The sequence below is a fragment of the Ensifer sp. genome (genome assembly GCF_035999135.1).
GTDB lineage: Bacteria > Pseudomonadota > Alphaproteobacteria > Rhizobiales > Rhizobiaceae > Ensifer.
On sequence record NZ_DASYGZ010000126.1, the window covers coordinates 1 to 25,419 of the forward strand.

Annotated in this window: 25 protein-coding genes, 1 tRNA gene and 1 riboswitch; of the genes, 15 read left to right on the forward strand and 11 right to left on the reverse strand. The window is 62.8% G+C overall.

Annotated elements, in window-relative coordinates; genetic code table 11:
* Window positions 1-28: 28 nt before the first annotated feature.
* The 6 genes from VGO12_RS14990 to phoB all read left to right on the forward strand — a co-directional run bounded on the left by VGO12_RS14990 (window position 29) and on the right by phoB (window position 6,440).
* Entirely contained in the window at window positions 29-1,063 is a 1,035-nt protein-coding gene (locus tag VGO12_RS14990) for a substrate-binding domain-containing protein (RefSeq protein ID WP_327513542.1), read from the forward strand.
* 96 nt (window positions 1,064-1,159) lie between these two features.
* Window positions 1,160-2,644, forward strand: coding sequence for a phosphate ABC transporter permease subunit PstC (gene pstC / locus VGO12_RS14995; protein ID WP_327513543.1), 1,485 nt, complete (start codon window positions 1,160-1,162; stop codon window positions 2,642-2,644).
* Complete coding sequence (gene pstA / locus VGO12_RS15000; protein WP_327513544.1) at window positions 2,641-3,963, forward strand: phosphate ABC transporter permease PstA; 1,323 nt, start codon at window positions 2,641-2,643, stop codon at window positions 3,961-3,963. Before pstC ends, pstA begins: the two co-directional genes overlap by 4 nt.
* A gap of 13 nt (window positions 3,964-3,976) precedes the next feature.
* A complete protein-coding gene (pstB, locus tag VGO12_RS15005; RefSeq protein WP_327513545.1) occupies window positions 3,977-4,792 on the forward strand; it encodes a phosphate ABC transporter ATP-binding protein PstB in 816 nt (271 codons plus the stop codon).
* Between the two features lie 50 nt (window positions 4,793-4,842).
* A complete protein-coding gene (phoU, locus tag VGO12_RS15010) occupies window positions 4,843-5,556 on the forward strand; it encodes a phosphate signaling complex protein PhoU (protein WP_327513594.1) in 714 nt (237 codons plus the stop codon).
* Between the two features lie 200 nt (window positions 5,557-5,756).
* Window positions 5,757-6,440, forward strand: coding sequence for a phosphate regulon transcriptional regulator PhoB (gene phoB / locus VGO12_RS15015; RefSeq protein ID WP_034797168.1), 684 nt, complete (start codon window positions 5,757-5,759; stop codon window positions 6,438-6,440).
* Window positions 6,441-6,510: 70 nt separating this feature from the next.
* Here the strand turns inward: phoB and VGO12_RS15020 are convergent, their stop codons facing one another.
* Window positions 6,511-7,032 carry a GcrA family cell cycle regulator gene (locus VGO12_RS15020; protein ID WP_327513546.1) on the reverse strand — a complete coding sequence of 174 codons (522 nt, stop codon included), beginning with the start codon at window positions 7,030-7,032 and terminating at the stop codon, window positions 6,511-6,513.
* Between the two features lie 424 nt (window positions 7,033-7,456).
* On the opposite strand from VGO12_RS15020, the gene VGO12_RS15025 reads away from it, so the two are divergent.
* The 3 genes from VGO12_RS15025 (at window position 7,457) to VGO12_RS15035 (ending at window position 10,969) form a co-directional block, all read left to right on the forward strand.
* Window positions 7,457-8,656, forward strand: a complete 1,200-nt coding sequence (locus tag VGO12_RS15025; RefSeq protein ID WP_327513547.1) for an aspartate aminotransferase family protein — start codon at window positions 7,457-7,459, stop codon at window positions 8,654-8,656.
* Window positions 8,657-8,757: 101 nt separating this feature from the next.
* The gene (gene argF, locus VGO12_RS15030) at window positions 8,758-9,675 is read left to right on the forward strand and encodes an ornithine carbamoyltransferase (protein WP_327513548.1); all 918 of its coding nucleotides are present in this window, start codon (window positions 8,758-8,760) and stop codon (window positions 9,673-9,675) included.
* Window positions 9,676-9,979: 304 nt separating this feature from the next.
* On the forward strand, window positions 9,980-10,969 hold the full coding sequence (locus VGO12_RS15035) for an Hsp33 family molecular chaperone (protein WP_327513549.1): 990 nt from the start codon (window positions 9,980-9,982) through the stop codon (window positions 10,967-10,969).
* Window positions 10,970-11,104: 135 nt separating this feature from the next.
* Here the strand turns inward: VGO12_RS15035 and apaG are convergent, their stop codons facing one another.
* Both apaG and VGO12_RS15045 read right to left on the reverse strand, forming a co-directional pair.
* Complete coding sequence (gene apaG, locus VGO12_RS15040; protein WP_327513550.1) at window positions 11,105-11,497, reverse strand: Co2+/Mg2+ efflux protein ApaG; 393 nt, start codon at window positions 11,495-11,497, stop codon at window positions 11,105-11,107.
* Window positions 11,498-11,737: 240 nt separating this feature from the next.
* The gene (locus tag VGO12_RS15045) at window positions 11,738-12,922 is read right to left on the reverse strand and encodes an O-succinylhomoserine sulfhydrylase (RefSeq protein WP_327513551.1); all 1,185 of its coding nucleotides are present in this window, start codon (window positions 12,920-12,922) and stop codon (window positions 11,738-11,740) included.
* Window positions 12,923-12,968: 46 nt separating this feature from the next.
* A riboswitch (SAM riboswitch) is annotated at window positions 12,969-13,047 on the reverse strand.
* A 74-nt stretch (window positions 13,048-13,121) separates the two neighbouring features.
* On the opposite strand from VGO12_RS15045, the gene VGO12_RS15050 reads away from it, so the two are divergent.
* From VGO12_RS15050 to VGO12_RS15060, 3 genes are all read left to right on the forward strand, one after another.
* On the forward strand, window positions 13,122-14,219 hold the full coding sequence (locus VGO12_RS15050) for a 2'-deoxycytidine 5'-triphosphate deaminase (RefSeq protein WP_327513552.1): 1,098 nt from the start codon (window positions 13,122-13,124) through the stop codon (window positions 14,217-14,219).
* An 82-nt stretch (window positions 14,220-14,301) separates the two neighbouring features.
* A tRNA-Gly gene (locus VGO12_RS15055) sits at window positions 14,302-14,376 on the forward strand.
* 139 nt (window positions 14,377-14,515) lie between these two features.
* A complete protein-coding gene (locus VGO12_RS15060; protein ID WP_327513553.1) occupies window positions 14,516-15,349 on the forward strand; it encodes a transporter substrate-binding domain-containing protein in 834 nt (277 codons plus the stop codon).
* Window positions 15,350-15,387: 38 nt separating this feature from the next.
* Here the strand turns inward: VGO12_RS15060 and VGO12_RS15065 are convergent, their stop codons facing one another.
* From VGO12_RS15065 to VGO12_RS15075, 3 genes are all read right to left on the reverse strand, one after another.
* Window positions 15,388-15,798, reverse strand: a complete 411-nt coding sequence (locus VGO12_RS15065; protein ID WP_327513554.1) for a tellurite resistance TerB family protein — start codon at window positions 15,796-15,798, stop codon at window positions 15,388-15,390.
* Window positions 15,799-15,913: 115 nt separating this feature from the next.
* Complete coding sequence (locus tag VGO12_RS15070) at window positions 15,914-16,759, reverse strand: thermonuclease family protein (RefSeq protein WP_327513555.1); 846 nt, start codon at window positions 16,757-16,759, stop codon at window positions 15,914-15,916.
* Window positions 16,760-16,772: 13 nt separating this feature from the next.
* Window positions 16,773-17,432, reverse strand: a complete 660-nt coding sequence (locus VGO12_RS15075; RefSeq protein ID WP_327513556.1) for a helix-turn-helix transcriptional regulator — start codon at window positions 17,430-17,432, stop codon at window positions 16,773-16,775.
* Between the two features lie 193 nt (window positions 17,433-17,625).
* On the opposite strand from VGO12_RS15075, the gene VGO12_RS15080 reads away from it, so the two are divergent.
* Window positions 17,626-18,702 carry a calcium:proton antiporter gene (locus VGO12_RS15080; RefSeq protein WP_327513595.1) on the forward strand — a complete coding sequence of 359 codons (1,077 nt, stop codon included), beginning with the start codon at window positions 17,626-17,628 and terminating at the stop codon, window positions 18,700-18,702.
* Between the two features lie 51 nt (window positions 18,703-18,753).
* On the opposite strand, the gene VGO12_RS15085 is transcribed toward VGO12_RS15080, so the two are convergent.
* The gene (locus VGO12_RS15085; RefSeq protein ID WP_327513557.1) at window positions 18,754-19,263 is read right to left on the reverse strand and encodes a helix-turn-helix domain-containing protein; all 510 of its coding nucleotides are present in this window, start codon (window positions 19,261-19,263) and stop codon (window positions 18,754-18,756) included.
* Window positions 19,264-19,395: 132 nt separating this feature from the next.
* Between VGO12_RS15085 and VGO12_RS15090 the strand changes: the two genes are divergently transcribed.
* Window positions 19,396-19,863, forward strand: coding sequence for an SRPBCC family protein (locus VGO12_RS15090; protein ID WP_327513558.1), 468 nt, complete (start codon window positions 19,396-19,398; stop codon window positions 19,861-19,863).
* 56 nt (window positions 19,864-19,919) lie between these two features.
* On the opposite strand, the gene VGO12_RS15095 is transcribed toward VGO12_RS15090, so the two are convergent.
* Window positions 19,920-20,501 (reverse strand): threonine transporter RhtB, encoded by a 582-nt coding sequence (locus VGO12_RS15095; protein WP_327513559.1) that lies wholly within the window; start codon window positions 20,499-20,501, stop codon window positions 19,920-19,922.
* 283 nt (window positions 20,502-20,784) lie between these two features.
* Here VGO12_RS15095 and VGO12_RS15100 point away from each other — a divergent pair, with 283 nt between their 5' ends.
* A complete protein-coding gene (locus VGO12_RS15100; RefSeq protein WP_327513560.1) occupies window positions 20,785-21,669 on the forward strand; it encodes a DMT family transporter in 885 nt (294 codons plus the stop codon).
* A gap of 32 nt (window positions 21,670-21,701) precedes the next feature.
* On the opposite strand, the gene VGO12_RS15105 is transcribed toward VGO12_RS15100, so the two are convergent.
* The 3 genes from VGO12_RS15105 to VGO12_RS15115 all read right to left on the reverse strand — a co-directional run bounded on the left by VGO12_RS15105 (window position 21,702) and on the right by VGO12_RS15115 (window position 25,413).
* Window positions 21,702-22,535 carry a methyltransferase domain-containing protein gene (locus VGO12_RS15105; protein WP_327513561.1) on the reverse strand — a complete coding sequence of 278 codons (834 nt, stop codon included), beginning with the start codon at window positions 22,533-22,535 and terminating at the stop codon, window positions 21,702-21,704.
* A 71-nt stretch (window positions 22,536-22,606) separates the two neighbouring features.
* On the reverse strand, window positions 22,607-23,035 hold the full coding sequence (locus tag VGO12_RS15110) for a GNAT family N-acetyltransferase (RefSeq protein WP_327513562.1): 429 nt from the start codon (window positions 23,033-23,035) through the stop codon (window positions 22,607-22,609).
* Window positions 23,036-23,196: 161 nt separating this feature from the next.
* The gene (locus VGO12_RS15115; protein WP_327513563.1) at window positions 23,197-25,413 is read right to left on the reverse strand and encodes an FAD-dependent oxidoreductase; all 2,217 of its coding nucleotides are present in this window, start codon (window positions 25,411-25,413) and stop codon (window positions 23,197-23,199) included.
* Between the last annotated feature and the right edge of the window lie 6 nt (window positions 25,414-25,419).

A 25,419-nucleotide genomic window follows, 5' to 3' on the forward strand; every position in this document is an offset into this window, starting at 1 on the left:
AACACAAGCCCATTCCGGGAGAACTTTTATGAAAGCTCTTAAACTCACTGTCGCGGCTCTCGTCGCGTCCGTCGCTTTTGCTGGCGCCGCCGCCGCTCGCGACCAGGTTCAGGTCGCAGGCTCCTCGACCGTTCTTCCCTACGCCAAGATCGTCGCCGAGACCTTCGGCGAGACCTTCCCGGACTTCAAGACCCCGGTCGTTGAATCGGGCGGCTCCTCGGCCGGCCTGAAGGAATTCTGCAAGGGCGTCGGCCCTGATACCATCGACATCGCCAACTCGTCGCGCAAGATCAAGGACAGCGAAGTCGAGGCCTGCAAGGCCGCTGGCGTCACTGAAATCCAGGAAATCAAGATCGGTTATGACGGCATCGTGTTCGCAACCGACGCCGGCAACGCTGATCTGGCCCTGAAGCCGGTTGACCTCTACAAGGCTCTGGCCGCCGAAGTCGTCGTTGACGGCAAGCTCGTCGCCAACCCCTACAAGAAGTGGTCGGACGTCAACGCCGAACTTCCGGCTGTTGAAATCGCTGCCTACATCCCGGGCGAAAAGCACGGCACCCGCGAAGTCTTCGAAGAGAAGATCCTCGCCGCAGGCTGCAAGGACGCTGGCGCCGTTGACGTGATCAAGGCTGCCGTTGCCGACGAAAAGCAGCAGCACAGCAAGTGCGTCGCCGTTCGCAAGGACGGTCTGGCTGTCGACATCGACGGCGACTACACCGAAACGCTCGCCCGCATCGCTGCCAACAAGAACGGCATCGGCGTGTTCGGCCTTTCCTTCTACGAAAACAACGCCGACAAGCTGAAGGTCGCAACCGTCAACGGCATCGTTCCGTCGACCGAAACGATCGCTTCCGGCGAGTACCCGGTTTCCCGCCCGCTGTTCTTCTACGTCAAGAAGGCGCACCTCGGTGTTATCCCGGGCCTCAAGGAATATGTTGAGTTCTTCCTCGACGATCAGATGATCGGCCCCGACAGCCCGCTCGCCGAGTACGGCCTGGTTGCTGCTCCGGACGCTGAACGCGAAGAAATCCGCAAGGCGTTTTCCGCCGGCAACATGCTCTGATTATGACAAGCCCCGGCGCGCGATCCCGCGCGCCGGGGCATGCGTTCATTCGATTTTGCCGGCGGCCATGACGGGCTATGCCGGGGGGACGTGCCAATGAGTACTTCGCTCCTTCTTTTGTTGATTGTTGTTATTGGTTTCATTGCCTATTTTGCCGGCCGTTCGCGCTCCCTCGCACTGTCTGGCGGCAAGTTCTCCAACCTTCACTCCCTGCCAGGCTACCACGGCAGCTACGTCGCCATCTGGGCGATGTTGCCGGCGGCTCTCGTGCTCGGCGTCTGGCTGATTGCAGCCCCCGTTTACATTGACAACAGCACCCGCGCTGCCCTGCCGGATGCGGTTCAAAGCCAGGGTGCCGCTTCCGTCCAGCTGGCGCTTGGACAGGTCAAGTCCGTTGCCGGCGGCCTTCTTCGCCTCAGTGCAGAGGAAGTCGCGGCGCTCGAAAGCGGTGCCGCCAATCTTCGCTCGACGCTTGCGGCGAAGGGTGTTGCCCTTGCCGGTGAAGGCGAGCCGTACATGATCGCCGCGGGACAGCATTTCAATGCGATGACCGCGACCAATCGCTGGATGATGAGCGCGGTCGTTCTGCTGATCGCCATCGTCGGGGGCATCTATGCCATCCGCAACATTGCTGCGCGCTTCCGCGCCCGCAATCAGGTCGAGCGCGTCATCCTCGGCTCGCTGATCGTTGCCTCCTCCATCGCCATCCTGACGACGGTCGGTATCGTTGCTTCGATGCTGTCGGAAGCCGGCCGGTTCTTCACGATGGTCTCGCCGTTCGAATTCTTCTTCGGCACGGTCTGGGATCCGCGCTTTGCTGCCGCCGGCAGCGGTGGGGCGTCTGGCCAGTTTGGTCTGATCCCGCTTCTCGCCGGCACGCTCTACATCGCGTTCGTCGCCATGCTCTTTGCGGTGCCGATCGGCCTTTTCGCCGCCATCTACATGGCGGAGTACGCGAGCCCACGGCTTCGTTCGACGGCAAAGCCGCTGCTCGAAGTGCTCGCGGGGATCCCGACCATCGTCTACGGTTTCTTCGCGCTCGTCACGGTCGGTCCGTTCCTGCGTGACATCTCGGCCCAGCTGAACGGCCTTGTCACCGGCAACTACCAGAATTTCATTCAGGCCCAGAGCGTCCTGACCGCCGGCATCGTCATGGGCATCATGCTGATCCCGTTCGTGTCGTCGCTGTCTGACGACATCATCACCCAGGTGCCGCGGGCGCTGCGTGACGGTTCTCTCGGTCTTGGCGCGACGCGTTCGGAGACGGTGAAGAAGGTCATCCTTCCCGCCGCGCTGCCGGGCATCGTCGGTGCTCTTCTCCTGACCGCATCGCGCGCCGTCGGCGAAACCATGATCGTGGTGCTGGCCGCAGGCGTTGCCGCCCGAATGCAGATCAATCCCTTCGAGCCGATGACCACTGTGACCGTGAAGATCGTCAACCAGCTGACGGGTGACCTTGAGTTCACCTCGCCGCAGACGCTGGTCGCTTTCGCACTGGGCATCACGCTCTTTGTCATCACGCTCGGCCTCAACATTTACGCGCTCTACATCGTGCGCAAATACCGGGAACAGTACGAATGACCGACATCGCTTCCACGAACGTCCGGATCTCCGCCCGTCCCGCATCCGCAAAGCGCGATATCGGCATCAAGCGCCGCTACGCTGCCGAACGTCGGTTCCGCATGTACGGCATGGCCGCGATCAGCACGGGCCTCTTCTTCCTGGGCTTGCTGCTGTGGACCGTATTTTCCAACGGCTACACCGCCTTCCAGCAGACGACGGTGACGCTGCCGATAGAGTTCACCGAAAAGGTCATCGACCCCAAGGGCGAACGCTCGACCGATGCCAAGGTGCTGATGACGGCCAACTATCCGCTGCTGGTGCGCGACGCGCTGGTCAAGCAGCTCGGCATCGATCCGAGCAAGCGGCCGCTGGTCAAGCAGGCGACGGACATGATGTCTGCGAGCTCCCGCACGCTGCTGCGCGATATGGTGGTGGCCGATCCGTCGATCATCGGAAAGACCGTTCCGGTCACGTTGCTCGCCGAAGCCAACATCGATTCCGCTTTCAAGGGGCAGATCGACCTGAAGGTTGAAGAGAGCAAGCGCAAGGTCAAGGATCAGCAGGTCACCTGGATGAACCAGCTTGCGGAAGCAGGCGTGCTGAAGAAGAGCTTCAACACCGGCATCTTCACCTATGGCGCGTCCAGCCGCCCGGAAGCGGCCGGCGTGGGCGTCGCGGCTCTCGGCTCGCTGTTCATGATGCTGATCGTTCTGGTGTTGGCTCTGCCGATCGGTGTCGCCGCCTCGATCTATCTCGAGGAATTCGCGCCGAAGAACCGGCTGACCGACCTGATCGAGGTCAACATCAACAACCTCGCGGCCGTTCCGTCGATCGTCTACGGTCTGCTTGGTCTCGCCGTCTTCATCAACTTTGCCGGCATGCCGCGCTCGGCAGCCGTCGTCGGTGGCTTCGTGCTGACGCTGATGACGTTGCCGACGATCATCATCGCCACCCGCGCGGCGTTGAAGGCGGTTCCGCCGTCGATCCGCTCGGCCGCCCTCGGTCTCGGCGCGTCGAAGATGCAGACGATCTTCCATCACGTGCTGCCGCTGGCGATGCCTGGCATCCTGACGGGCACGATCATCGGCCTTGCCCATGCTCTGGGCGAGACCGCACCGCTGCTCCTGATCGGCATGGTCGCCTTCGTGGTCGACTATCCAGGCTCGCCGCTCGAGCCGTCGACGGCGCTGCCGGTGCAAATCTACATGTGGGCCAATGAAGCCGAGCGCGCTTTCGTCGAGCGTACGTCCGGGGCGATCATCATCCTCCTGATCTTCCTCGTCTTCATGAACCTTGGGGCAATTCTCTTGCGTCGTCGCTTTGAGCGTCGCTGGTAGTGGGGTAAATACGATGAACATGCTGACGGAAGCTGCTGTCGAAAAGGCTCTTGACCTGAAAATGAACACGGTACCCTACAAGATGATCGGCAAGGATGTGTCGGTTTACTATGGCGAGAAGCGCGCGCTTTTCGACGTGAACCTGAACATCCGGGAAAACACGGTGACCGCTCTGATCGGCCCGTCCGGTTGCGGCAAGTCGACCTTCCTGCGCACGCTCAACCGCATGAACGACACCATCGAGAACTGCCGCGTCACCGGCAAGATCACGCTCGATGAGGATGACATCTACGATCCGACCATCGACGTCGTCGAGCTGCGCGCGCGCGTCGGCATGGTGTTCCAGAAGCCGAACCCGTTCCCGAAGTCGATCTACGACAACGTCGCCTACGGTCCGCGCATCCACGGTCTTGCCCGCACCAAGGCGGACTTCGATGAAGTCGTCGAGACCAGCCTGCAGAAGGCCGGTCTGTGGAACGAGGTGAAGGACCGCCTGCAGGAGCCGGGCACCGGCCTTTCCGGCGGTCAGCAGCAGCGCCTGTGCATCGCACGCGCCGTTGCCGTCAGCCCCGAAGTCATCCTGATGGACGAGCCCTGCTCGGCGCTCGACCCGATCGCGACCGCCAAGGTCGAGGAACTCATCCACGAGCTGCGCACGAACTTCACGATCGTCATCGTGACCCACTCGATGCAGCAGGCCGCCCGCGTGTCGCAGCGCACCGCCATGTTCCATCTCGGCAATCTCGTCGAGGAGAACGATACCGACAAGATGTTCACCAATCCGGATGACCAGCGCACCCAGGATTACATCATGGGCCGCTTCGGCTGACGCCGGTTTCGGCAGCAACCGTACCCTGAACGCGCTCGCAAGGATCGACGATCATGTCCATGCATATTATGTCCGCCTACGATGAAGAACTGAAATACCTGACACGCCGCATCTCCGAGATGGGTGGTCTTGCCGAGCAGATGGTCGGCGAGTCCGTCCGTGCGCTCGTCAATTCCGACCTGGCGCTGGCCCAGAAGGTGATTTCGGACGACACCATTCTCGACGACGCCGAGCGTCAGATCGGCGAGAAGGCGATCGTCACGATCGCCAAGCGCCAGCCGGTCGCAGCCGACCTTCGCGAGATCATGGGCTCGATCCGCATTGCTTCGGACCTCGAGCGTGTCGGCGATCTCGGCAAGAATACCGCCAAGCGCGTCATCGCGGTCGCCGGCTCCGGCATCCCGCGCAAGCTCGCCCGCGGCCTCGAGCACCTTGCAGAACTGGCCCTGGTCCAGCTCAAGGAAGTGCTCGACGTCTACGCCTCCCGCTCGCCGGAAAAGGCCAACAGCATCCGCGAGCGCGACGAGGAGATCGATGCGATCTACACCTCGCTGTTCCGCGAGCTGCTCACCTACATGATGGAAGATCCGCGCAACATCACGCCTTGCACGCATCTTCTGTTCTGCGCCAAGAACATCGAGCGCATCGGCGACCATGCGACCAATATCGCCGAGACGATCTACTACATGGCGACCGGCGCGCAGCCCGAAGGCGAGCGTCCGAAGGACGACAACACGTCGACGCTGGGCTCGGTCAACGACTGAGCGTTCGCGCGACAGCAATGCATGCCTTTTGAATGTCATCTGGTCGCGGCTTCGGTCGCGGCCCCGAATTCCTGTATCTGAAGCACGCGGATATCGCACCCGCCTTTGAAATTGGCGGCATTGCTCCAGATTTAGAGTGTCTGAGCGCCCTGTCGGTCCAAGGGGATCACACGGCGCTTGCGGTAAGGAGACGTTACCTGATGCTGCCAAAAATCGCCGTAGTCGAAGACGAAGAGGCGCTGAGCGTCCTGCTGCGTTACAACCTCGAAGCCGAGGGCTTCGACGTCGACACGATCCTCAGGGGTGACGAGGCGGAAATCCGCCTGCAGGAACGCCTGCCCGACCTCTTGATCCTCGACTGGATGCTGCCGGGTGTTTCGGGCATCGAGCTTTGCCGGCGGTTGCGCCAGCGTCCGGAGACCGAGCGCCTGCCGATCATCATGCTGACGGCACGCGGCGAGGAAAGCGAGCGCGTCCGCGGACTTGCGACCGGTGCGGACGACTATGTGGTCAAGCCGTTCTCCACGCCGGAACTGATGGCGCGCGTCAAGGCGATGCTGCGCCGGGCAAAGCCCGAGGTGCTTTCGACGCTCTTGCGTTGTGGCGACATCGAGCTCGACCGCGAGACGCACCGCGTTCATCGTCGCAGCCGCGAAGTTCGCCTGGGTCCGACGGAGTTTCGCCTGCTCGAGTTCCTGATGTCGTCACCAGGCCGCGTGTTCTCCCGCTCGCAGCTTCTGGACGGGGTCTGGGGCCATGATATCTATGTCGACGAGCGCACTGTCGACGTGCATGTCGGCCGCCTGCGCAAGGCGCTGAACTTTTCCAACATGCCGGACGTGATCCGCACTGTCCGTGGCGCCGGTTATTCGCTCGAGAGCTGAGTGACCTGATGATTGCCAACAAAAAAGGGGCCGATCGGCCCCTTTTTTTGTTCATGCACTGTGTGGGTTCTCAACGAGCCCGGCGGCGCTCTGCCGACGGCTGGTAGGCAAGCCGTGCGTGGAAGGTGCAATAGGGCGAAGCTTCCGGGGAATCGTTGCCGCAGAAGTGGAATTCTTCCTTCAGCGGGTCGCCGATCGGCCACTTGCAGGTACGCTCGGTCAGCTGGGTGAGCTCGAGGCGGCGCGACATCGGTACGACAACGTCGGTCCGGGTGCTGAAATCCTGTTCGGCAACGAGATCGACTTCGACCTCTTCCTTGAGAACGACAGCGCCGGCGGGACGTGCAGCCGGGCGGGCAACAACGCGTGCCGCGTAGTTCGGAGCGCGCGGCGCCGACGTCGGACGCTTCGGACGGGCTGCCGTGGTCGTGCTGCCGCCGGCCTTGGCGCGTCCCGGAAGGCTCAGGCGATGAACCTTGCCGATGACCGCGTTGCGGCTGACGCCGCCGAGCTGCGCCGCGATCTGGCTGGCGCTGAGGCCCTCCGACCAGAGCTTCTTCAGTTTTTCCACCCGCTCGTCAGTCCAGTTCATTTCTGCACTCTCCGTTCTCAGCGTTGGGGATGGCAGAATCCCTCACCGCACCCCGGCTAAACCCCGAGGTTGCAAACGCGATAACTCTTTTGGTGACTAGGTCCGCCGCATGCGTCTAGTAATTGAATGTTAACGTACTGACCGCTGGACTCCGTGGCAAGAGTCCCGGGAATCACGCCGAATCGATTTCGTAGTTTTCCCCAACTTGCTCGGTCGGCGTTGCATTTTTGCAAGCCCTTTCCGGCGATTTTTTGAACCTCGATAATTGGCTCTTCTCGTTGCACTGCAGGGCTTGGTTTTGTTGACATTGCAGCGCGAAATAGGAATAGTGCCAGCGCCGCCGAAAGGCGGCATTTTTGATTTTTATCGGGCCGCGCAAGGCGCGTATTCGATAGCGTCCGGAAGTGAAGAAGGAGAGCCTCGCATGACTGCAACCACGCCGCTTTACGATACCTACATGCGTGCGCCGTTGCGTTTCGAGCGAGGCGAGGGCGTCTGGCTGATTGCCGAAGACGGCACCCGTTATCTCGATTTCGGTGCCGGTGTCGCCGTGAACTCGCTCGGCCATTCCCACCCGCACCTCGTCGAGGCTCTGAAGGCACAGGCGGACAAGGTCTGGCACCTGTCCAATCTCTATGAAATCCCCGGTCAGGAAAGCCTCGGCCGCCGTCTGTCTGCCGTCACCTTCGCCGACAAGGTGTTCTTCACCAATTCCGGTGCCGAGGCGCTGGAATGCGCCATCAAGACCGCGCGTCGCTACCATTTTTCCAAGGGCCATCCGGAGAAGTTCCACGTCATCACCTTCGAGGGCGCCTTCCACGGGCGCACGATCGCGACGATCGCCGCGGGCGGCCAGCAGAAATACATCGAAGGCTTCGGCCCGAAGGCACCTGGTTTCTACCAGGTTCCGTTTGGTGACCTTGCGGCCGTCAAGAACGCGATCACCGAGGAAACCGCAGCGATCCTGATCGAGCCGATCCAGGGCGAGGGCGGCATCCGCTCGGCGACCAAGGAGTTCATGCAGGAGCTGCGCGCGCTTTGCGACGAGTTCGGCCTGCTTCTGATCCTCGATGAGGTTCAGACCGGCGTCGGCCGCACCGGCAAGCTCTTTGCCCATGAATGGGCAAACATTCGCCCTGACATCATGGCGGTCGCCAAGGGCATCGGTGGCGGCTTCCCGTTCGGCGCCTGCCTCGCGACGGAGGAGGCGGCATCCGGCATGGTGGCCGGCACGCATGGTTCCACCTATGGCGGAAATCCGCTGGCGATGGCCGTCGGCAACGCTGTGCTCGATGTCATTCTCGCCGATGGGTTCCTGACGCACGTGCGCGATGTCGCGCTCGTCTTCCGCCAGGGGCTGGCGTCGCTGAAGGATCGCTTTCCGGATGTCATCGAGGAGATCCGCGGTGACGGCTTGATGCTCGGCATCAAGGTGAAGGGGCCTTCGGCCGATCTCTTGAAGGCAATCCGCGCCGAAAAGCTGCTTGCCGTTCCGGCTGGCGAGAATGTGCTGCGGCTTCTGCCGCCGCTGACGATCACCGCGGATGAAGCCCGCGAAGGCCTGGCGCGCATCGAGCGCGCCGCCGAGGCGGTGAGGAAGGCAGGCGGCAACGCTGCTGCCTGACGGATAGGGCCAGGACTGACCCAAGGTGTTAGAATGACCTTCGTGCGCTCACGCCGCCAGCGTGGCGCACCAGGGTTCGATTTTTTGAGGAACCGAGTACGATGGCAGGCACCAGACATTTTCTCGATCTTTCGGCCATGACGACCGCCGACCTGAGGACGATCATCGACGATGCGCGCCTCCGAAAGGCGGCAACTAAGGCCGGAACCGCCGAGAAGCCGCTTGCCGGCAAGATGCTGGCGATGATCTTCGAAAAGCCGTCCACCCGCACACGCGTTTCCTTTGATGTCGGCATGCGCCAGCTCGGCGGCGAAACCTTGTTTCTGTCGGGTACCGAAATGCAGCTCGGTCGTGCGGAGACGATCGGCGACACAGCAAAGGTCCTGTCGCGTTATGTCGACGCGATCATGATCCGCACCACCGACCATCGCCGCCTGCTGGAACTGGCCGAACACGCGACCGTGCCCGTCATCAACGGCCTGACGGACGATACCCATCCCTGCCAGATCATGGCCGATATCCTGACGTTCGAGGAGCATCGCGGGCCGGTGAAGGGCAAGACGATCGCCTGGACCGGTGACGGCAACAACGTCCTGCATTCGCTGATCGAGGGCTCCGCCCGCTTCGGCTACCGGATGAACATGGCGGTGCCGCTCGGCTCCGAGCCGCAGGACAAGTTCCTCAACTGGGCCCGCAACAATGGCGGCGAGATTCTGCTCACGCATGACGCCGAACAGGCCGTCGCCGGCGCGCACTGCGTGGTCACCGACACCTGGATCTCGATGAACCAGGAGCATCGCGCCCGTGGCCACAACGTCTTCCAGCCCTACCAGGTCAACGAAGCGCTGATGAAGCGCGCAGCCTCCGATGCGGTCTTCATGCACTGCCTGCCGGCGCATCGTGGCGAAGAGGTGACCGACGATGTGATCGACGGCCCGCAATCGGTGGTCTTCGACGAAGCGGAAAACCGGCTGCACGCGCAGAAGTCCGTCATTGCCTGGTGCATGGGGCTTGTCTGACCGGGTTTGAACCGGGCCTTCCTGGCGCGACAACGCGTCAGGGCGTGCTTGCGCAGGCTTCTGTCGTGTCGGGGGCATTCGCACCGCACTTGACATTGCCGGCAAGCGACACGATCTAGGCGGCATACGGGCGCCCTGAAGACAGCGGGCGCGCAAACCGCCAGGCGGTGCGTTGCAACGGCGACGACACAAACCTGGTGGACAATCCGTTCATCGCGGGATCAAGTGAGACAGCGGGCACGTTGCGCCGGGGAACCTGAACGTTCCGGGCGCAAATCGGCTTGGCTGATGCAAGGAGCAAGACATGACTGACATGACGCCAGGGCTTGGTGAGTTCGACTTCGCCGGTGACGATCACGTCGTGCCTTTCCAGGTGGAAGGCCTCGACGTGCGAGGTCGCGCCGTGCAACTCGGCCCGATGCTGGACGCAATCCTCGAACGCCACAACTATCCGCTTCCGGTCGCACGCCTCGTTGCAGAAACCGTCGTGCTCACCGTGCTGCTCGGTACCTCGCTGAAGTTCGAAGGCAAGCTGATCGTCCAGACGCAGGGCGATGGCCCGGTCGATCTGGTCGTCGCGGATTTCTCGACGCCGGATCGCGTGCGCGCCTATGCCCGCTACGACGCCGACGCGCTTGCCGCGGCCGAAAAGGACGGGCGTACCCTTTCGCACGAGCTGCTCGGCAAGGGCGTGCTGGCGTTCACCATCGACCAGGGCGCCCACACCCAGCGCTACCAGGGCATCGTTGCGCTTGACGGTGCAACGCTCGAAGAGATCGCCGGCGTCTACTTCCGCCAGTCGGAACAGATCCCGACCAAGGTGCGCCTCGGCGTCGCCGAATTGCTCGACCGCGACGAGAGCGGCAAGCCGCGCCACCGCTGGCGCGCTGGCGGCATGGTTGCCCAGTTCCTGCCGGAAGCGCCCGAGCGCATGCGCCAGCCCGACCTTTCGGGCGGCGATGGCGACAATGGCGAAAGCGTCTTCGAGGACGACGATCTCTGGGCGGAAGCCAAGGTGATGGTCGAAACCATCGACATGGACGAGCTGACGGATCCGATGGTCGGAACCGAGCGGTTGCTCTATCGCCTGTTCCACGAGCGCGGCGTTCGCGTCTATGAGCCACAGGCGGTTTACGATCGCTGCAGCTGCTCGCGCGAGAAGCTTCGCTCGGTGCTGTCCAACCTGAATACGGAGGACCTCGAAAGCACCATCGACGATGGCGAGGTCAAGGTCACCTGCGAGTTCTGCTCGACCACCTATCGCTTCGAGGCAAGCGAAGTGCGCCCGCAATAAAGCGGGTGGCGCTCTGGGTCGGCCGAGCTGGCTCACACGTCGAGAGAAGAAACTGAAACGGGAAGCGTGCCATTCTGCGCGCTTCCCGTTTTCGCTTTGATTGACGTCGTGATGTCGCCCGAAAGGCAGGGTGCTCTAGTTGAGCGTGCGCACCAGTCCCGGTGAATCGAGCGAGAAGGCGGGGATCGCCACGTTGAAGGTCTCACCGCCTTCGGCCTCCATGCTGTAGTGGCCGAACATCACGCCGGACGGCGTATCGAGCGGGCAGCCGGAGGAATACTCGTAGGTGTCGCCGGGATTGAGCAGCGGTTGTTCGCCGATCACGCCGGGGCCGCTGACTTCGTCGACCTGACCGTTCTCGTCGGTAATGTGCCAGTAGCGTGTCATCAATCGCACGGCCGCATGCGAATGATTGGAGATCACGATGCGATAGCCCCAGACATAACGGCCGTCATCGGGATCCGACTGTTCTTCGAGATAGTACGGCTCAACCGTAACTTCTATGTCGCGGGTCAAAGCGCGATACATGGGCAACACCTTGCTTCAAGTCTTTCAGGGTATTCTACAGCAAGATGGTTTCGTCAAGAATAACGGCAAGATTGTGCGAGCCCATCGACGGGCAACGCCTCGCGTGAGGCCAGCCGGTCTTTCGATTGGTGCCTATCTCATTGGAATATCGATGGAATATCGGAAGGGTGCTGCGCTCTGCCGGTACCTTCAGGCGCGATCGGTGGCCGCTGCCTGTCGCAGCGGCCATGTTTGTTCGCGTCAGGCTTTGACAGCCTTGAGTGCCCGGGCGAAATCTTCCACCACGTCATCGCTGTCCTCGATGCCGGCCGAGAAGCGCACGGTGCCGGCGGAAATGCCGAGTTCCTCGCGGGCCTCGTCCGTGAGGTTTTTGTGCGTGGTCGTTGCCGGATGGGTGATCAGGCTCTTGCTGTCTCCGAGGTTGTTGGAGATGCGGACGATTTCAAGCGCGTTCTGCAGCGCGAAGGCTGCATCCTTGCCGCCCTTCAGTTCGAAGGCGACGAGCGTCGAGCCGCCGGTCATCTGCTTGGCGATGATGTCGGCCTGCGGATGATCCTTGCGGCCGGGGTAGATGACCTTGGCGACCTGCGGCTGTTCCGCGAGGAAATCTGCGACGCGGCGGGCCGTCTCCGTCTGCTGCCTGACGCGCAGCGGCAGGGTCTCGATGCCCTTCAGCAGCGTCCAGGCGTTGAACGGCGACATGGCCGGACCGGTGTGGCGGAAGTAGTCGTGCAGGTTCTCGTTGATCCAGTCCTTGTCGGACAGCACGACGCCACCCAGGCACCGGCCCTGGCCATCGATGTGCTTGGTCGCGGAATAGACGACGATATGGGCGCCGAGTTCCAGCGGCTTCTGGAACAGCGGCGTCGCAAAGACGTTGTCGACGACGACCTTGGCGCCGATCTGGTTGGCGAGCTTGGCGACGCCGGCGATGTCGATCACTTCGAGCGTCGGGTTCGTCGGGCTTTCGAGGAAGAAGACCTTGGTGTTCTTCTGGATCGCCTTCTCCCAGTTGGCGAGATCGCGTCCGTCGACCAGCGTGCATTCGATGCCGTATTTCGGCGCCAGCGTCTCGACGACCCAGCGGCAGGAGCCGAAGAGGGCGCGGGCGGCAACGATGTGGTCGCCGGCCTTCAGCTGGCAGAGGATGGCGGCGGTGACGGCAGCCATGCCCGATGCCGTGGCGCGCGCGTCTTCCGCGCCTTCCAGCATGCACATGCGCTTTTCGAACATGTCGTTGGTCGGGCTGCCGTAGCGGGCGTAGATGAAGCCTTCGGTCTCGCCCTTGAAGCGGGCTTCCGCAGCTTCCGACGTCTCGTAGACAAAGCCCTGGGTGAGGAAGATTGCCTCGGACGTTTCGCCGTGCTGGGAGCGGGTGGTTCCGCCGTGGACGAGTTGGGTTGCCGGGCGCCAATTCTTGCTCATGGGACGATCACCTTCAAAAACAAAAAAAACCGGCCGCGAAAACGGGCCGGTTTGACACCCGGCCTTTTTAGCTACTTGTTTAACGTGGCTGCAAGCCGACCGGCCAAATCACCACGGGATAAAGCTTCAATACTGCTAGGGTGCGCTTGCGTCAATTCCTGGAGTTTGGTTTTGTCTCGCAACTGAAAAGAGGACTGCAATGGGCCGCAATACCGGGATTTTGGCCGATCGCGCGATCGCCGCGCTGTTCGAAACGGGACGCCTGAAGAGCGAGAGGCCGCTGGATGCCGATCAGATCCAGCCGGCAAGCCTTGACCTGCGCCTCGGCGCCAAGGCCTTTCGCGTCCGCGCGAGCTTCATGCCCGGCCCGTCCCATCTCGTTGCCGACAAGCTCGACCGGCTGAAACTGCACGTGGTCGACCTGACCGATGGCGCCGTTCTGGAGACGGGCTGCGTCTACATCGTGCCGCTGATGGAAAGCCTGGAACTGCCCGAGGACATGTCGGCCTCGGCCAATCCGAAAAGCTCGACCGGCCGTCTTGATATCTTCACCCGCGTCATTACCGACCGCGCCCAGGAGTTCGACAAGATCCCGGCCGGCTACCGTGGCCCGCTCTATCTCGAAATCAGCCCGCGCACCTTCCCGATCGTCGTCAGACGCGGCTCGCGCCTGTCGCAGATCCGCTTCCGCACGGGTCACGCGATCCTGTCGGAACAGGAACTGCAGGCGCTGCACCAGAGCGACACGTTGGTGGCGAGTGACACGCCCAACGTCAGCGGTGGCGGTATCGCCCTGTCGATCGACCTCAAGGGCACCGGCCCCGAAGGCCTGATCGGCTATCGCGGCAAACACCACACTGCCGTTATCGACGTCGACAAGAAGGCGCAGCACGCGATCTTCGACTTCTGGGAGCCGCTCTACAGCCGTGGGCGCGACGAGCTGATCCTCGATCCGGACGAGTTCTACATCCTCGTTTCGCGCGAGGCGGTGCATGTGCCGCCGCTCTTTGCGGCGGAGATGACGCCGTTCGATCCGCTGGTCGGCGAGTTCCGCGTGCATTACGCCGGCTTCTTCGATCCGGGCTTCGGCCATGCTTCGGCCGGCGGCACCGGCAGCCGCGCGGTGCTCGAGGTGCGCAGCCACGAAGTGCCGTTCATCCTCGAGCACGGACAGATCGTCGGTCGCCTGATCTACGAACATATGCTGGAACATCCGGACGGGCTCTATGGCCTGGGTGTCGGCTCCAACTACCAGGCCCAGGGCCTGAAGCTCTCGAAACATTTCCGGGTGGAGTGACGGGTTTTCCACGGGCGCCTGCCGCGATGTCGGTGAAGGACGCTTGACAGATCGCCCCGGTTCGGGAAATTTCGCAGGCACCGCGGGTGTAGTTCAGCGGTAGAACGCCAGCTTCCCAAGCTGGATGTCGTCGGTTCGATCCCGATCACCCGCTCCAATTCCTCCCGTCACCCGTGCTGTCGCGTACTCGTTCCAAGGGCTGGTCAGTTGCGCCGCGGGCGGGTAGTTTACCGATCGATGAATCATCCGCGGCACCATTGGCCGCGCTTCACCCGTGAGACGCGCCGGCCCTGCCCATGAGAATTCTTGCCCTGCTTGCCCTTTGCGCGTCCCTCGTCGCCACGCCGCTTGGCGCCCAGCCCAAGGACATGCCGGTCCTCTTCGATGCGCGCGAGCGCATCGCCAAACCCGATCTGACCGGTCTTGCGCGCCTGCGCTTCCTGACGACGGTGGACTTCCCGCCGTTCAACTTCATCGACCAGTCGGGAAGGCTCTCGGGCTTCCACGTCGACCTGGTGCGCGAGATCTGCCGCGAGCTCGATATCGAAGCCAAGTGTCAGATCCAGGCCGTGACCTACGCGGAGCTGTTGCCGGCGCTTGAGGGAGGGCAGGGCGAGGCGATTGCCGCGGGTGTGGCGGTCGGTCCGGAGTTGCGCCAGCGCTTCGCATTTTCGCGCGCCTTCATGCGCCTTCCCGCACGCTTCGCCGTCAACGCCAAGGCCGCCGGCGCCGTGACGCGGCTGACGGATCTCAAGGGTAAGGCGGTGGGGGTCGTCGCGGGCACCACCCATGAGGCGATGTTCAAGTCGTTCTTTCCGAGGATCGAGGCCAAGGTATTCCCCGATCGCGATGCAATGCTGTTGGCGCTGCAAAAGGGCGAGGTGGCTGCGGTCTTTTCCGACGGCATGCAGCTTTCGTTCTGGATTTCAGGCAGCACTGCCGCTGGCTGCTGTGCGCTTGTCGACGGTGCCTATTTCTCGCAGCGCTTCCTCGGCGAAGGTCTGACGATCATGAACCGCAAGTCGGAACCGGCCCTGACCCAGGCGATCGACCATGCGCTGCTGGCGCTTTCGCGAAGCGGCCGTCTCGAGGAAATCTACCTGCGCTACTTCCCGAACGGGATTTACTGACGAAGCGGCCGCCGCGGCGTCTCCGTCCCGGTGCCGCGCTAGCGCCGGAACCGGGCGAGCGCGCCGCGCTCGATCGCGGCACAGGTGAGCTTGTCGAGGCCGAGGCGGTCGCGCAGCAACTGCAGGAGGCGGATTTCCTCGTTGCGGATGCGCTGGTCGGCGGCGGCGATTTCGACGGCGAGCGCGTATGCCGTCTCGTAAAATTTCTCCGGCAGCGCCTCGCGCACGATTTCAAGCACGATGTCCAGCCCTTCCGGCGCTGCCAGCTGGGCGGAACATTCATTGCCAATATGGACGAGGCTGTCCTCGTCGAACCCGTCGAAGACCGGCAGGAACTGCACGAGCCTGCCGATGCGGGCGAACTCGTCGTCGCTCATCTCGCGGTCGACCGCCGACATCATCACCATGACATAGACGAGAGCTTCGTGGTGGCTGAGGCTTGGCGACATGAGGGGTTCCGGCAGCAGGCAATTCCAGGAAAAGTGTAAAAACGGCTTCCGTCCGGAATTGCGGCGTTTCGAGGGATGATCTGGACGATGGAAAGCTGGGCATCGCCGCGGCTGTTTACAAGTCCGGCTGCGGGGCGTCCATCGCTGTACCGAGGGTCGGATCGTCAAACGTCATCGGCGTGTGGTTGAGGTCACGCGGGTCTTCGCCATAAAAACCGAGCTTGGCCTTGCGTGCCGCGTCGGCGCGCTTTTCAAGCGCCGAGCCGACGAGCGGCGTCGCCCAGCCATTGTCGACGAGCCAGGTCGCAAGATCCTGACCGCCAAGCGTACAGGACGCCGTGGCCGATGGTTTGGCTTTGCCCTCGGGCAGATCGCAGCTGACGGCGCGGGCTCGCAGGAAGTTTCGGAACGCGGTCCTCGCGACGGTGCCACACGGCCAGGTCTTGCCGCCGCCTTCGCAGGTTCTGTCGGCCTCTTCCGGTTCGATGCCGTCGAGCTGCACCCTGAGCTTGTCGAACTCGATCACGCCGGCCGCGATTGCGACCGGGCGATAGAGGACCGTCGGTCCCGCCTTGGCCTGCTTGCTGTTGTCTTCTGACAGAGGTGGTCGCGGCTCCACCCGCTCGAGTGGTGCTTTCGCCACCGTGTTGGGAAGGCCGAACTGCTGCGGCTCGATCGCACGGGCGGTCGTTTCCGTCGTGGCATTTTCGTTTGCGCCACCCACCGGCGCAGCTCCGGTCCCGCCGCTGTCAGCCGGGCCGAGGTCCAATGGAACGTCGTCGCCGGTGCCAGATTGATCCGGCACCAGCTCAAGTTCCGACATGTCGGGCGTTTCCAGCATGAGTTCCGGGGCGGCGGCGCTCTCGCGATCGCGAATGGATGCCGCTCCGGCATAGAGGATGCCGGTGAAGACGGCGATTGCGGCAAGGCCGCCGGCAAGTGTGTAGACATGCTGCCGCATCGGAAACGACATCCTATTGGCTGGCCCAGATGATCCGGGCGATCCATTCGACCTGGCTGGTTTCGAAGCTGCGGTTCGGGTGTTCGGGGTTGAGGGACAAGAGCTCGATGTTGGACGTTGTCTGCCGCGTCAGGATCTTGGCCATGACTTCGCCTTCCCGCGTCTTGACGACGACCCGGTCGCCGCGCCTGATCTGCGCACCCGGGTCGACGAGCAGAACGTCGCCGTCGCGATAGAGCGGCAACATGCTGTCGCCCTGAACTTCGAGTGCGTAGACGCCGGAGCGCCGTTCCGCCGTTGCCGGAAAGTCGATGACGTCCCAGCCCTGGCCGGCCGGAAAACCGCCGTCGTCGAAGAAGCCGCCGGCGCCGGCCTGAGCAAAGCCGATCAAGGGGATCGCCGCTTGCTGTATTGCAAGTCCTTCGGCGTCTGCAGGCCCGCTTTCGCGTCGCAACAGGCTGGTGAACTGGTCCATCGTTGCGCCGGTCGCCTCAAGCACTTTTGCAATCGATTCCGTCGAGGGCCAGCGTTCGCGCCCGTCGGCGGAGCGGCGCTTGGACTTGTTGAAGGAGGTGGGGTCAAGCCCAGCCCGACGTGCAAGGCCGGAAGGCGAGAGCTGATGCCGCTCGGCCAATGTATCGATGGCTTGCCAGATCGTGCCGTGAGACAACATGCCGATGGATCCCGGCCGCTGAGACGACCGCTTGCTTGATTCACTGGCTGTTACCCTACCGAAACGTCGAGGACCGGTAAAGAATCGGAAGGAAAATAGTCCTTTGACCGTCATTTGCTTTGCGGATTGACGGCCCTATAGTTCGCTGGACCGAAAGGCAGGCTGTCGGCAGGGGGCGTTTTCGTTGGCACGCATGAAATCGGAACGCCTGCTGATCGTCGCGGTCATTGCCGCGATTGTCGGGATCATGCTGGAACATCAGCTTGTGGCGATGGGACGGCTGGCCATGCTTCTCGGCGCCGCAGCGCTCGTGGCGGCGATCGTGCTGGCCTCGCTTCGCGTGGCGCATCACGCCGAGGTGCTGGCGTCCAAGGTCGGAGATCCCTATGGCACGATGATCCTGACACTCTCGGCCGTTCTGGTCGAGGTGGTGGTACTGGCGATCATGATGACCAGCGAGGCCTCGCCAACCCTGGTGCGCGACACGATCTATGCGGCCGTCATGCTCGATATCAACGGCATCCTCGGGCTTGCCGCCCTGCTTGGTGGCCTGAAGCACGGCGAGCAGCCCTACAACGACGATTCCGCCCGCACCTACAGCGTCATGATCCTGACGGCGATGGGGATATCGATGATCGTTCCGGAATTCGTGCCGGCGGCGAAGTGGCATCTGTATTCCGCCTTCACCATCGGCGCGATGATCACCCTTTACGCCCTGTTCCTGCGCATGCAGGTGGGGGTGCACAGCTACTTCTTCAGCTACAGCTATCCGAAGGCCAAGGTCGACGGTGGCGCAACCCAAGATGACGGTGATCAGCCGGTGCTGCCTTCGATCCTGATCCTGATCTTCGGTATCGTGGTGATCGGCGTGCTGGCGGAAACGATGTCGGTGCTCCTGACGTCGGGCCTGAAAGGCAGCGGCGCGCCGCCGGCGATTGCCGCCATCGTGGTCGCGGCGATCTCCGCCTCGCCCGAGATCATGACCGCGATGCGGGCGGCGCTCGCCAACCGTATGCAGGCGGTGGTCAACATCGCTCTCGGCGCATCACTTTCGACTGTTATTCTGACAGTGCCTGTCATGGAGGCGATCGCGCTCTATACCGGTCAGCCCTTCCTGATGGCGATGTCGCCGGTGCAGACGGTCATGGTGGCGATCACCCTGATCGTCGCCGCGATCAATCTCAACGACGGCCAGACGAACGCCATCGAGGGCATGACACATTTCGTGCTGTTTGCGACGTTCGTGATGCTCTCGGCGATCGGGCTTTGACCGGTCCTTCTTGAGCGTGCTTGCGCACTGCGCCTCTGGCCGGGGCGCTCGTCAGCCGTTTGCCCGGGTCGCGCGGTTGCGGGCGACAACCTCCTCGTAAGCCGCCTGCAAGGTCGCGCGAACTCGCGGCGGTCCGTCGAGCGGTTTTCCCAGATGGTCGCGTCGCAATTCTTCCATGAAGCGGTCCCAGAGCTCCGGGCCGCCGTTTTCCATCAGTTCGGCGCGAATGCTGAGCTCTTCGCTGACCGGCAGATAGCGCCGTCCCCAGGCGCCAAGCTGCGCCATGATCGGCACCAGCGCGATCGTCATCTCCGTCAGGCTGTAGATCGCCTTCTGTTTGTGGGTGGGATCGTCCGCCTTGGTCAGCATGCCCTGCTCGACCAGCATCTTCAGCCGGTCCGCCAGGATGTTCGACGAGATCCCCTCCTGCGACCGAAGCAGTTCCCGGAAGTGCCTTTTTCCGCCGAAGATCATGTCTCGAATGATCAGCAGGCTCCATTTGTCGCCAAACACTTCGAGCGAAAGATTGATCGGGCAAGCCGAGCGAATGTCGTCCTTCATTGGCACCTCTTCAAAACCACTTGCATTATCGCATCAGTGAGGCTAGCGTGCAACTGCTTTCGTTTTTATAGCAGTTTTGAAAAGAAATCAGATGGTCAGGCAACGGTTTCGCCACCAGAGGAGACGAGGAACATGACCGAAAGATCCGTGGAACATCAAAGCTTCACCATCGAGCGCAGCTTCAAGGCGACGCCGGCGCAGGTGTTCAACGCCTTCTCAGAACCGGCTGCGAAGGAGCGCTGGTTCGTCAATGTCGAAGCCGGTGCCCAGATGACTCACGATTTCCGCGTCGGCGGGCGTGAGAGCGGTCGTTTCAGTCAGGACGATGGAACGACCTATTACGACGACACCATCTATCTGGACATCGTCGAAAACCGCCGCATCATCTTCGCCTATACGATGACGGAGAACGACCGGAGGATCTCCGCTTCCGTTGCGACCGTCGACATTCAGCCTGATGGCAGCGGCACGCGCCTCGTCTTCACGGAACAGGTCGCGTTCCTCGATGGGCTCGACAAGCTTGAGTATCGCCGTGGCGGCTGGGAAACGTTGATGGGGGCGTTGGCAAAGGAGCTTGGAGAAGCGGCTGTCGCCGCGTAATGCGCAGCCTTCGGTTCAAGGAAATCCTCGGGGTGCTTTGTGCGACCTCGGGGATTTCAATGCATGGCGCCGATCGCGCTGCCGGCAATTCCGACCGAGAAGAGGGTCAGGCAGACGGCGGCGATCCGCCGTGGCAGATGTGACGCGGACAGGCCTTCGGATATTTTCACCATCACGGCGCCGGCTGCGATCCAAGTGGATCCGACAGCAAGCACGAGCAGGCAAAAGCCGGCAATCCAGGACGTGAGGCTTGCCAGCCCTGTTTGCGGCAAGAGCACCAGTGCGACGATCAGCGCCTTCGGATTGAGCAACGTCGTGACGAAGACCTGGCCGACGGAGATGACCACCCGTTCGCTTCGTCCGGCATCGGTCGTCCAGAGCGCATAGGCGAGGTAGAGCACCCATGAGGCAGCGACGAGCCTGAGCGAAAGGCCGAGCTGCGGGTGCGCCGCGAGGAACGGCGCCAGAACAGCGACGGCCGGAACGATCACCCCGAGGTAACCGCCGAGTTCGCCGGCAAGCAGCGGCACCGAGCGGCGAAAGCCGGCCGAGGCGCCCGACAGCCACAGAAGCGTGTTCGTCGGACCCGGTGTCGCGAGCAGGACGAGAGCGGCGAGGGCGAAGGCGAGCGGCTGCATGTCTTTTGGACCTGTTTCGTTGCCGTTATCGGCGTCGTGTACAGCGCCGCGCATCTTGTCCGATGCGCAAAGGCCGCTGCTGCATGTTTTATCCTCTAATCGGCGACGATTAAAGGAACCATGCAGTAGCAGCGGCGCAAGGCCGCGATCTTGATCTCCATCAATGAGGCCACCCCAAGAAATCGCCACAGCGCCACGTGCGATAGCTCTTCCGCCTCCGTCGAAGCCGCGCTATCAGACGGGCTCCGCCGCCATTTCTCCCGCCGGCGCGATCGAGGCTTCCATGAACAAGACTGTCCTGTCAGGCATCGTCATGACGACGTTTTCCTATTTCCTGTTTTCGCTGCAGGATGCGTCTGTCAAATGGCTGGTCGTCGGCTATTCCGTCTGGCAGATCCTGTTTACCCGCAGCATCACCATCCTCGTGCTCTGCCTCGTCATCGGCCGCGGCAAGCTGGTGCGCGACGCCATCTCGTCGCCGGTGGTGAAGCCGCTGTTCGTGCGCAACCTGCTGCTGCTCGCCGCCTGGCTTTGTTATTTCAACGCGGCGCGCGACCTCGGCCTCGCCGAGATGACGACGCTCTATTACGCCGCGCCGATCATCGTGACGCTGCTCGCGGTCCCGATCCTCAAGGAAGATGTGCCGCCGATCCGCTGGTTTGCCGTCTTCGTCGGCTTCGTCGGCGTGCTCATCGCCTGCGATCCGCTCGGCACCGGCATGAAACTGTCGCTGCCGGTGTTCCTGGCGCTGGCGGCCGCCGTCTTCTGGGCAATCGGCACTGTCATGCTGCGAAAGACAGCTCTTCAGGAAACGACGCTGGTGCAGATGACCATCTCCAACGTCTTCTTCATCGCCATGACCGGGATTGCGGTCGGCTTCTTCTGGGCGCCGCCGGCGCTCTTCGACCTCGCATTGATGGCAGGCACCGGGGTCATTGCCGGCATCGCGCAGTATGCGCTCTTCGAGGGCATGCGCCGCGCGCCGATTTCCGTGATCGCGCCGTTCGAATACACCTCGCTCGTCTGGGCCTTCGGCCTCGGCTTCCTCATCTGGGGCGACGTGCCGGCCACGAACGTCTTTGCCGGCGCCGGCCTGATCTTTGCAGCCGGCCTGCTGATCATCGTCGGCGAGCGCCTGGCCCACCGGCGTGCCGGCGCTGCGGTCTGACGGGTGGGGCCGGGATCCGGACGGCCGCCGCCTCATGCCTTGACGACGAGCGCCTCGGGCACACGACCGGTCAGTCGGAAGAACAGATGTGACGTGACGAGCACATCGGGGTCGGCGAGATGCCGGTCAAGCGCGGCCAGATCGGCATCCAGGTCTGCCCGGCTGATGAAGCCCTCAGAAACGAGCCCAGCGCGGACATTGTTGATGAAATCCTTGAGGATCGGCCGGCGGTCGTGGCCGGGCGGGTAGACATGCTCGACGGCATCGACGGAGATCGCCTCGATGCCGGCTTGGCGAAACAGCCGATGCGCCCGGCGGCCGATATTGAGATCGATGCCGCGGGCGGCGGAGTAGGCGGTGTAGGCGGCAAGCAGCCGGTCCCAGGCTGCAAGCGGCGGGTCGCAGATATGGGCGAGGAAATCGGCCTCGAAGCTCGCGATCCAGCCGCCAGGCTTCACCAGCGACACCATTTCCAGCACGATCAGCTCAGGTCGCGGCACGTTGACGAGCACGAGCCGCATATGGGCGCCGTCGAACGAGCGGCGCGGCAGGCCGGTCTGATAGGCGTCGCCCTCACGCACCTCTACCTGGGGCAGCGCGTGGCTCTCGACGAAACGGCGGGCAAGCGCAACGAAATGCGGGTCGCGCTCGATACCGAGAACCGAACCGGTCGGCCCGACGCGCTTGCCCAGCAGATGCAGCACGCCGCCCGGACCGCAGCCGAGATCGATAACGCGCTCGCCAGGCTTAATCCCGACCCTTTCGAGTTGCTGGTCGGAGTCAGGCGCGAGGTTGGCGATTTGTCGCTTGAGGCGTTCTTCTTCGGGGCCGGCGCGCCCAAGCAGATAGAGATCAGGCTCGCTCATGGCGTGTCCCCCTCATCCCGCAAAGGATGCGCCTGCGCATGGAGGTCGTCAATCAGAAGGTGCTGATAAGCTTAATGCGGCTCAGACGTCATGAAACGCCGCTCGGGGGTCTCGTTGTAGATGACCAGACCCTCGCGCCGGTAGAAGGCGATTGCCGGATTGGTGGTCAGCACGCTGAGGCGCAAGGGCAGGCCGATCGCCCCGGCTTCGCCAAGCACCCGCCGCAGGGCAACCGCGCCATAGCCGCGCTTCTGGTGCGTGGGTGCGACATAGAGCTTGTTGACCCAGACATGATCGTCGCGCTCCGTCACCGAAACGCAACCGACATCCGCGCCTTCGGCAACAATGATACGATGTTCGCCAAGGACCAGCGCGTCGGCCGGACGCGGCTGCCAGCTTCCCCAGAGCGCGACCGCATAGTCCCGCATGCAGGCTTCCTCCAGCCAGTGCAGGTAGGGCTCGTCGCCAGGTCGGGCAGGGCGGAGAAGGGGTTCGGTCATGGTCTTGTCGCAGCAGGGGGTGTCGATCCGCTCTAGCATCCCGACTGTAACAGGTTGATGGCCATCAGCCTGTGGTCGACGCGAAGCCGCGCAGCACCCCACGAAATGCAGAAACGAAAACAGGCCCCAGAGGGCCTGTTTCCAACGCGATGATGCGTGGCTTACGCCGCCTGCTTCTTCTCGCCGTAGGGGTCGAAGCGGCCGTAGAAGGTCTCGCCGCGTTCGGCCATTTCCTTCAGCAGAGCCGTCGGCTTGAAGTGGTCGCCATAGTCCTTGGCAAGCGTCTCGCACATCGTGACGAAGGCCTTTACGCCCATGCCGTCGATATAGGAAAGCGTGCCGCCGGTGTAGGGCGCAAAGCCGAAGCCGAGGATCGAGCCGACATCGGCTTCGCGCGGATCGGTGACGATGCCCTCTTCCATGGTGCGGGCGGCTTCGAGCGCGATCGTTGCGAGGAAACGCTGTTTCAGCACCTCGACGTCGATCGTGTCGGCGTTCTTCTGCGGATAGAGCGTCTTCAGCTCCGGCCACAGATACTTCTTGGCCGGCTTTGCCGGATACTCGTAGAAGCCCTTGCCGTTCTTGCGGCCGCGACGGTCGAGGTCGTCGACCAGCTTGTTGATCAGCGCCAGGTGCTTCGGATCGACGGCCTTTTCGCCGAGGTCGGCGACGGTGGCCTTCAGGATCTTCTGGCTGAGGTCGATCGCCACTTCATCGTTGAGCGACAGCGGGCCGACCGGCATGCCGGCCATCTTGGCGGCATTCTCGATCATCGCCGGCGGTACGCCTTCGATCAGCATGTCATAGGCTTCGTGGATGTAGCGGAAGACGCAGCGGTTGACGTAGAAGCCGCGCGTGTCGTTGACGACGATCGGCGTCTTCTTGATCGCGGCGACATAGTCGAGTGCTGTCGCCAGCGCCTTGTCGCCGCTCTCCTTGCCGAGGATCACTTCCGTCAGCATCATCTTTTCGACCGGCGAGAAGAAGTGAATACCGATGAACTGACCGGGGCGCTTGGAGTTCTTGGCAAGGCCGGTGATCGGCAACGTCGAGGTGTTGGACGCAAAGATCGTGTCTTCGCCGATCACGGCCTCGACTTTCTCGATCACGTCCTTCTTGACCTGACGATCCTCAAACACGGCTTCGACGACGAGGCCGACATTCTTCAGGTCGTTGTAGTCGGCCGATGGCGTGATGCGGCCAAGCAGCGCCTCGCCTTCTTCCTTGGTAAGCCGGCCCTTGCCGATCGAGTCCTTCACCAGGCCTTCTGAATGCGCCTTGCCCTTTTCGGCCGCCTCCATGTCGCGGTCGATAAGCGTGACGGCGATGCCGGCGGCGGCCGTCACATAGGCGATCGAAGCGCCCATGAAGCCGGCGCCGACGACGCCCACATGCTTGAACTCCGACTTCGGCACACCGGCCGGGCGACGCGCGCCCTTGCCGAGCTCCTGCATCGAGACGAACAGCGAGCGGATCATCGAGAAGGCTTCGGTGGTCTGAAGGATCTCGGTGAAGTAGCGCTGTTCGATCTTGAGTGCGGTGTCGAACGGCACCTGCAGGCCCTCATAGACGCACTTCAGGATCGCGACGGCGCCCGGATAGTTGCCGTAGGTCTCGCGGCGCAGGATGCCGGAGGCAGCCGGCCACAACTGGGCCGAGGCCGGCGTCCAGATGCCGCCGCCCGGAACCTTGTAGCCCTTCTCGTCCCAAGGCTGTACCGGCTTCAGGCCGTTCTTGATCATCGCCTTGGCGGCATCGACCAGCTTGTCGGCGTCGACCACCTCGTGCACCAGGCCAAGGGCCTTGGCGCGGGCCGCCGTCAGCGACGAGCCGGTCGTCATCATCTGCAGCGCGTCCTGCGCGTTGGTGAGACGCGGCACGCGCTGGGTGCCGCCGGCGCCGGGGAAGATGCCGACCTTGACTTCCGGAAGCGCGATCTTCACCGACTTGGAATTGGAAGCGACACGGCCATGGCAGGCGAGCGAGAGTTCGAAAGCGCCGCCCATGCAGGTGCCGTTGATCGCCGAGACCCAGGGCTTGCCGGAGGTTTCGAGCTTGCGGAAGAGCCCGGTCATGCGGCCGACGAGGTTGAAAAGCTTCTGGGCGGCGTTATCCGGATCCTTCTTCTTTTCTTCCTGCTGGAAGGTGAACATCGACTTGATCATCGAGAGATCAGCGCCGCCGGAGAAGCTCGACTTGCCGGAGGTGAAGACGACGCCCTTGACGGCAGCGTCCGCGGTCGTCTGGTCGACGATGGCGTTCAGTTCCTTCATCACCTCCTGGGTGAAGACGTTCATCGACTTTTCGGGCATGTCCCAGGTGACGAGCGCAATGCCGTCGGCGTCGGTCTCGATCTTGAAATTGGTGTAATGCGTCATGGTTCT

Bases quoted from the DNA above. Each gene is read 5' to 3' on its own strand.
- VGO12_RS14990 (WP_327513542.1), top strand. From the start codon at position 29: ATGAAAGCTCTTAAACTCACTGTCGCGGCTCTCGTCGCGTCCGTCGCT.
- pstC (WP_327513543.1), top strand. From the start codon at position 1,160: ATGAGTACTTCGCTCCTTCTTTTGTTGATTGTTGTTATTGGTTTCATT.
- pstA (WP_327513544.1), top strand. From the start codon at position 2,641: ATGACCGACATCGCTTCCACGAACGTCCGGATCTCCGCCCGTCCCGCA.
- pstB (WP_327513545.1), top strand. From the start codon at position 3,977: ATGAACATGCTGACGGAAGCTGCTGTCGAAAAGGCTCTTGACCTGAAA.
- phoB (WP_034797168.1), top strand. From the start codon at position 5,757: ATGCTGCCAAAAATCGCCGTAGTCGAAGACGAAGAGGCGCTGAGCGTC.
- VGO12_RS15020 (WP_327513546.1), bottom strand. From the start codon at position 7,032: ATGAACTGGACTGACGAGCGGGTGGAAAAACTGAAGAAGCTCTGGTCG.
- VGO12_RS15025 (WP_327513547.1), top strand. From the start codon at position 7,457: ATGACTGCAACCACGCCGCTTTACGATACCTACATGCGTGCGCCGTTG.
- argF (WP_327513548.1), top strand. From the start codon at position 8,758: ATGGCAGGCACCAGACATTTTCTCGATCTTTCGGCCATGACGACCGCC.
- VGO12_RS15035 (WP_327513549.1), top strand. From the start codon at position 9,980: ATGACTGACATGACGCCAGGGCTTGGTGAGTTCGACTTCGCCGGTGAC.
- apaG (WP_327513550.1), bottom strand. From the start codon at position 11,497: ATGTATCGCGCTTTGACCCGCGACATAGAAGTTACGGTTGAGCCGTAC.
- VGO12_RS15045 (WP_327513551.1), bottom strand. From the start codon at position 12,922: ATGAGCAAGAATTGGCGCCCGGCAACCCAACTCGTCCACGGCGGAACC.
- VGO12_RS15050 (WP_327513552.1), top strand. From the start codon at position 13,122: ATGGGCCGCAATACCGGGATTTTGGCCGATCGCGCGATCGCCGCGCTG.
- VGO12_RS15060 (WP_327513553.1), top strand. From the start codon at position 14,516: ATGAGAATTCTTGCCCTGCTTGCCCTTTGCGCGTCCCTCGTCGCCACG.
- VGO12_RS15065 (WP_327513554.1), bottom strand. From the start codon at position 15,798: ATGTCGCCAAGCCTCAGCCACCACGAAGCTCTCGTCTATGTCATGGTG.
- VGO12_RS15070 (WP_327513555.1), bottom strand. From the start codon at position 16,759: ATGCGGCAGCATGTCTACACACTTGCCGGCGGCCTTGCCGCAATCGCC.
- VGO12_RS15075 (WP_327513556.1), bottom strand. From the start codon at position 17,432: ATGTTGTCTCACGGCACGATCTGGCAAGCCATCGATACATTGGCCGAG.
- VGO12_RS15080 (WP_327513595.1), top strand. From the start codon at position 17,626: ATGAAATCGGAACGCCTGCTGATCGTCGCGGTCATTGCCGCGATTGTC.
- VGO12_RS15085 (WP_327513557.1), bottom strand. From the start codon at position 19,263: ATGAAGGACGACATTCGCTCGGCTTGCCCGATCAATCTTTCGCTCGAA.
- VGO12_RS15090 (WP_327513558.1), top strand. From the start codon at position 19,396: ATGACCGAAAGATCCGTGGAACATCAAAGCTTCACCATCGAGCGCAGC.
- VGO12_RS15095 (WP_327513559.1), bottom strand. From the start codon at position 20,501: ATGCAGCCGCTCGCCTTCGCCCTCGCCGCTCTCGTCCTGCTCGCGACA.
- VGO12_RS15100 (WP_327513560.1), top strand. From the start codon at position 20,785: ATGAACAAGACTGTCCTGTCAGGCATCGTCATGACGACGTTTTCCTAT.
- VGO12_RS15105 (WP_327513561.1), bottom strand. From the start codon at position 22,535: ATGAGCGAGCCTGATCTCTATCTGCTTGGGCGCGCCGGCCCCGAAGAA.
- VGO12_RS15110 (WP_327513562.1), bottom strand. From the start codon at position 23,035: ATGACCGAACCCCTTCTCCGCCCTGCCCGACCTGGCGACGAGCCCTAC.
- VGO12_RS15115 (WP_327513563.1), bottom strand. From the start codon at position 25,413: ATGACGCATTACACCAATTTCAAGATCGAGACCGACGCCGACGGCATT.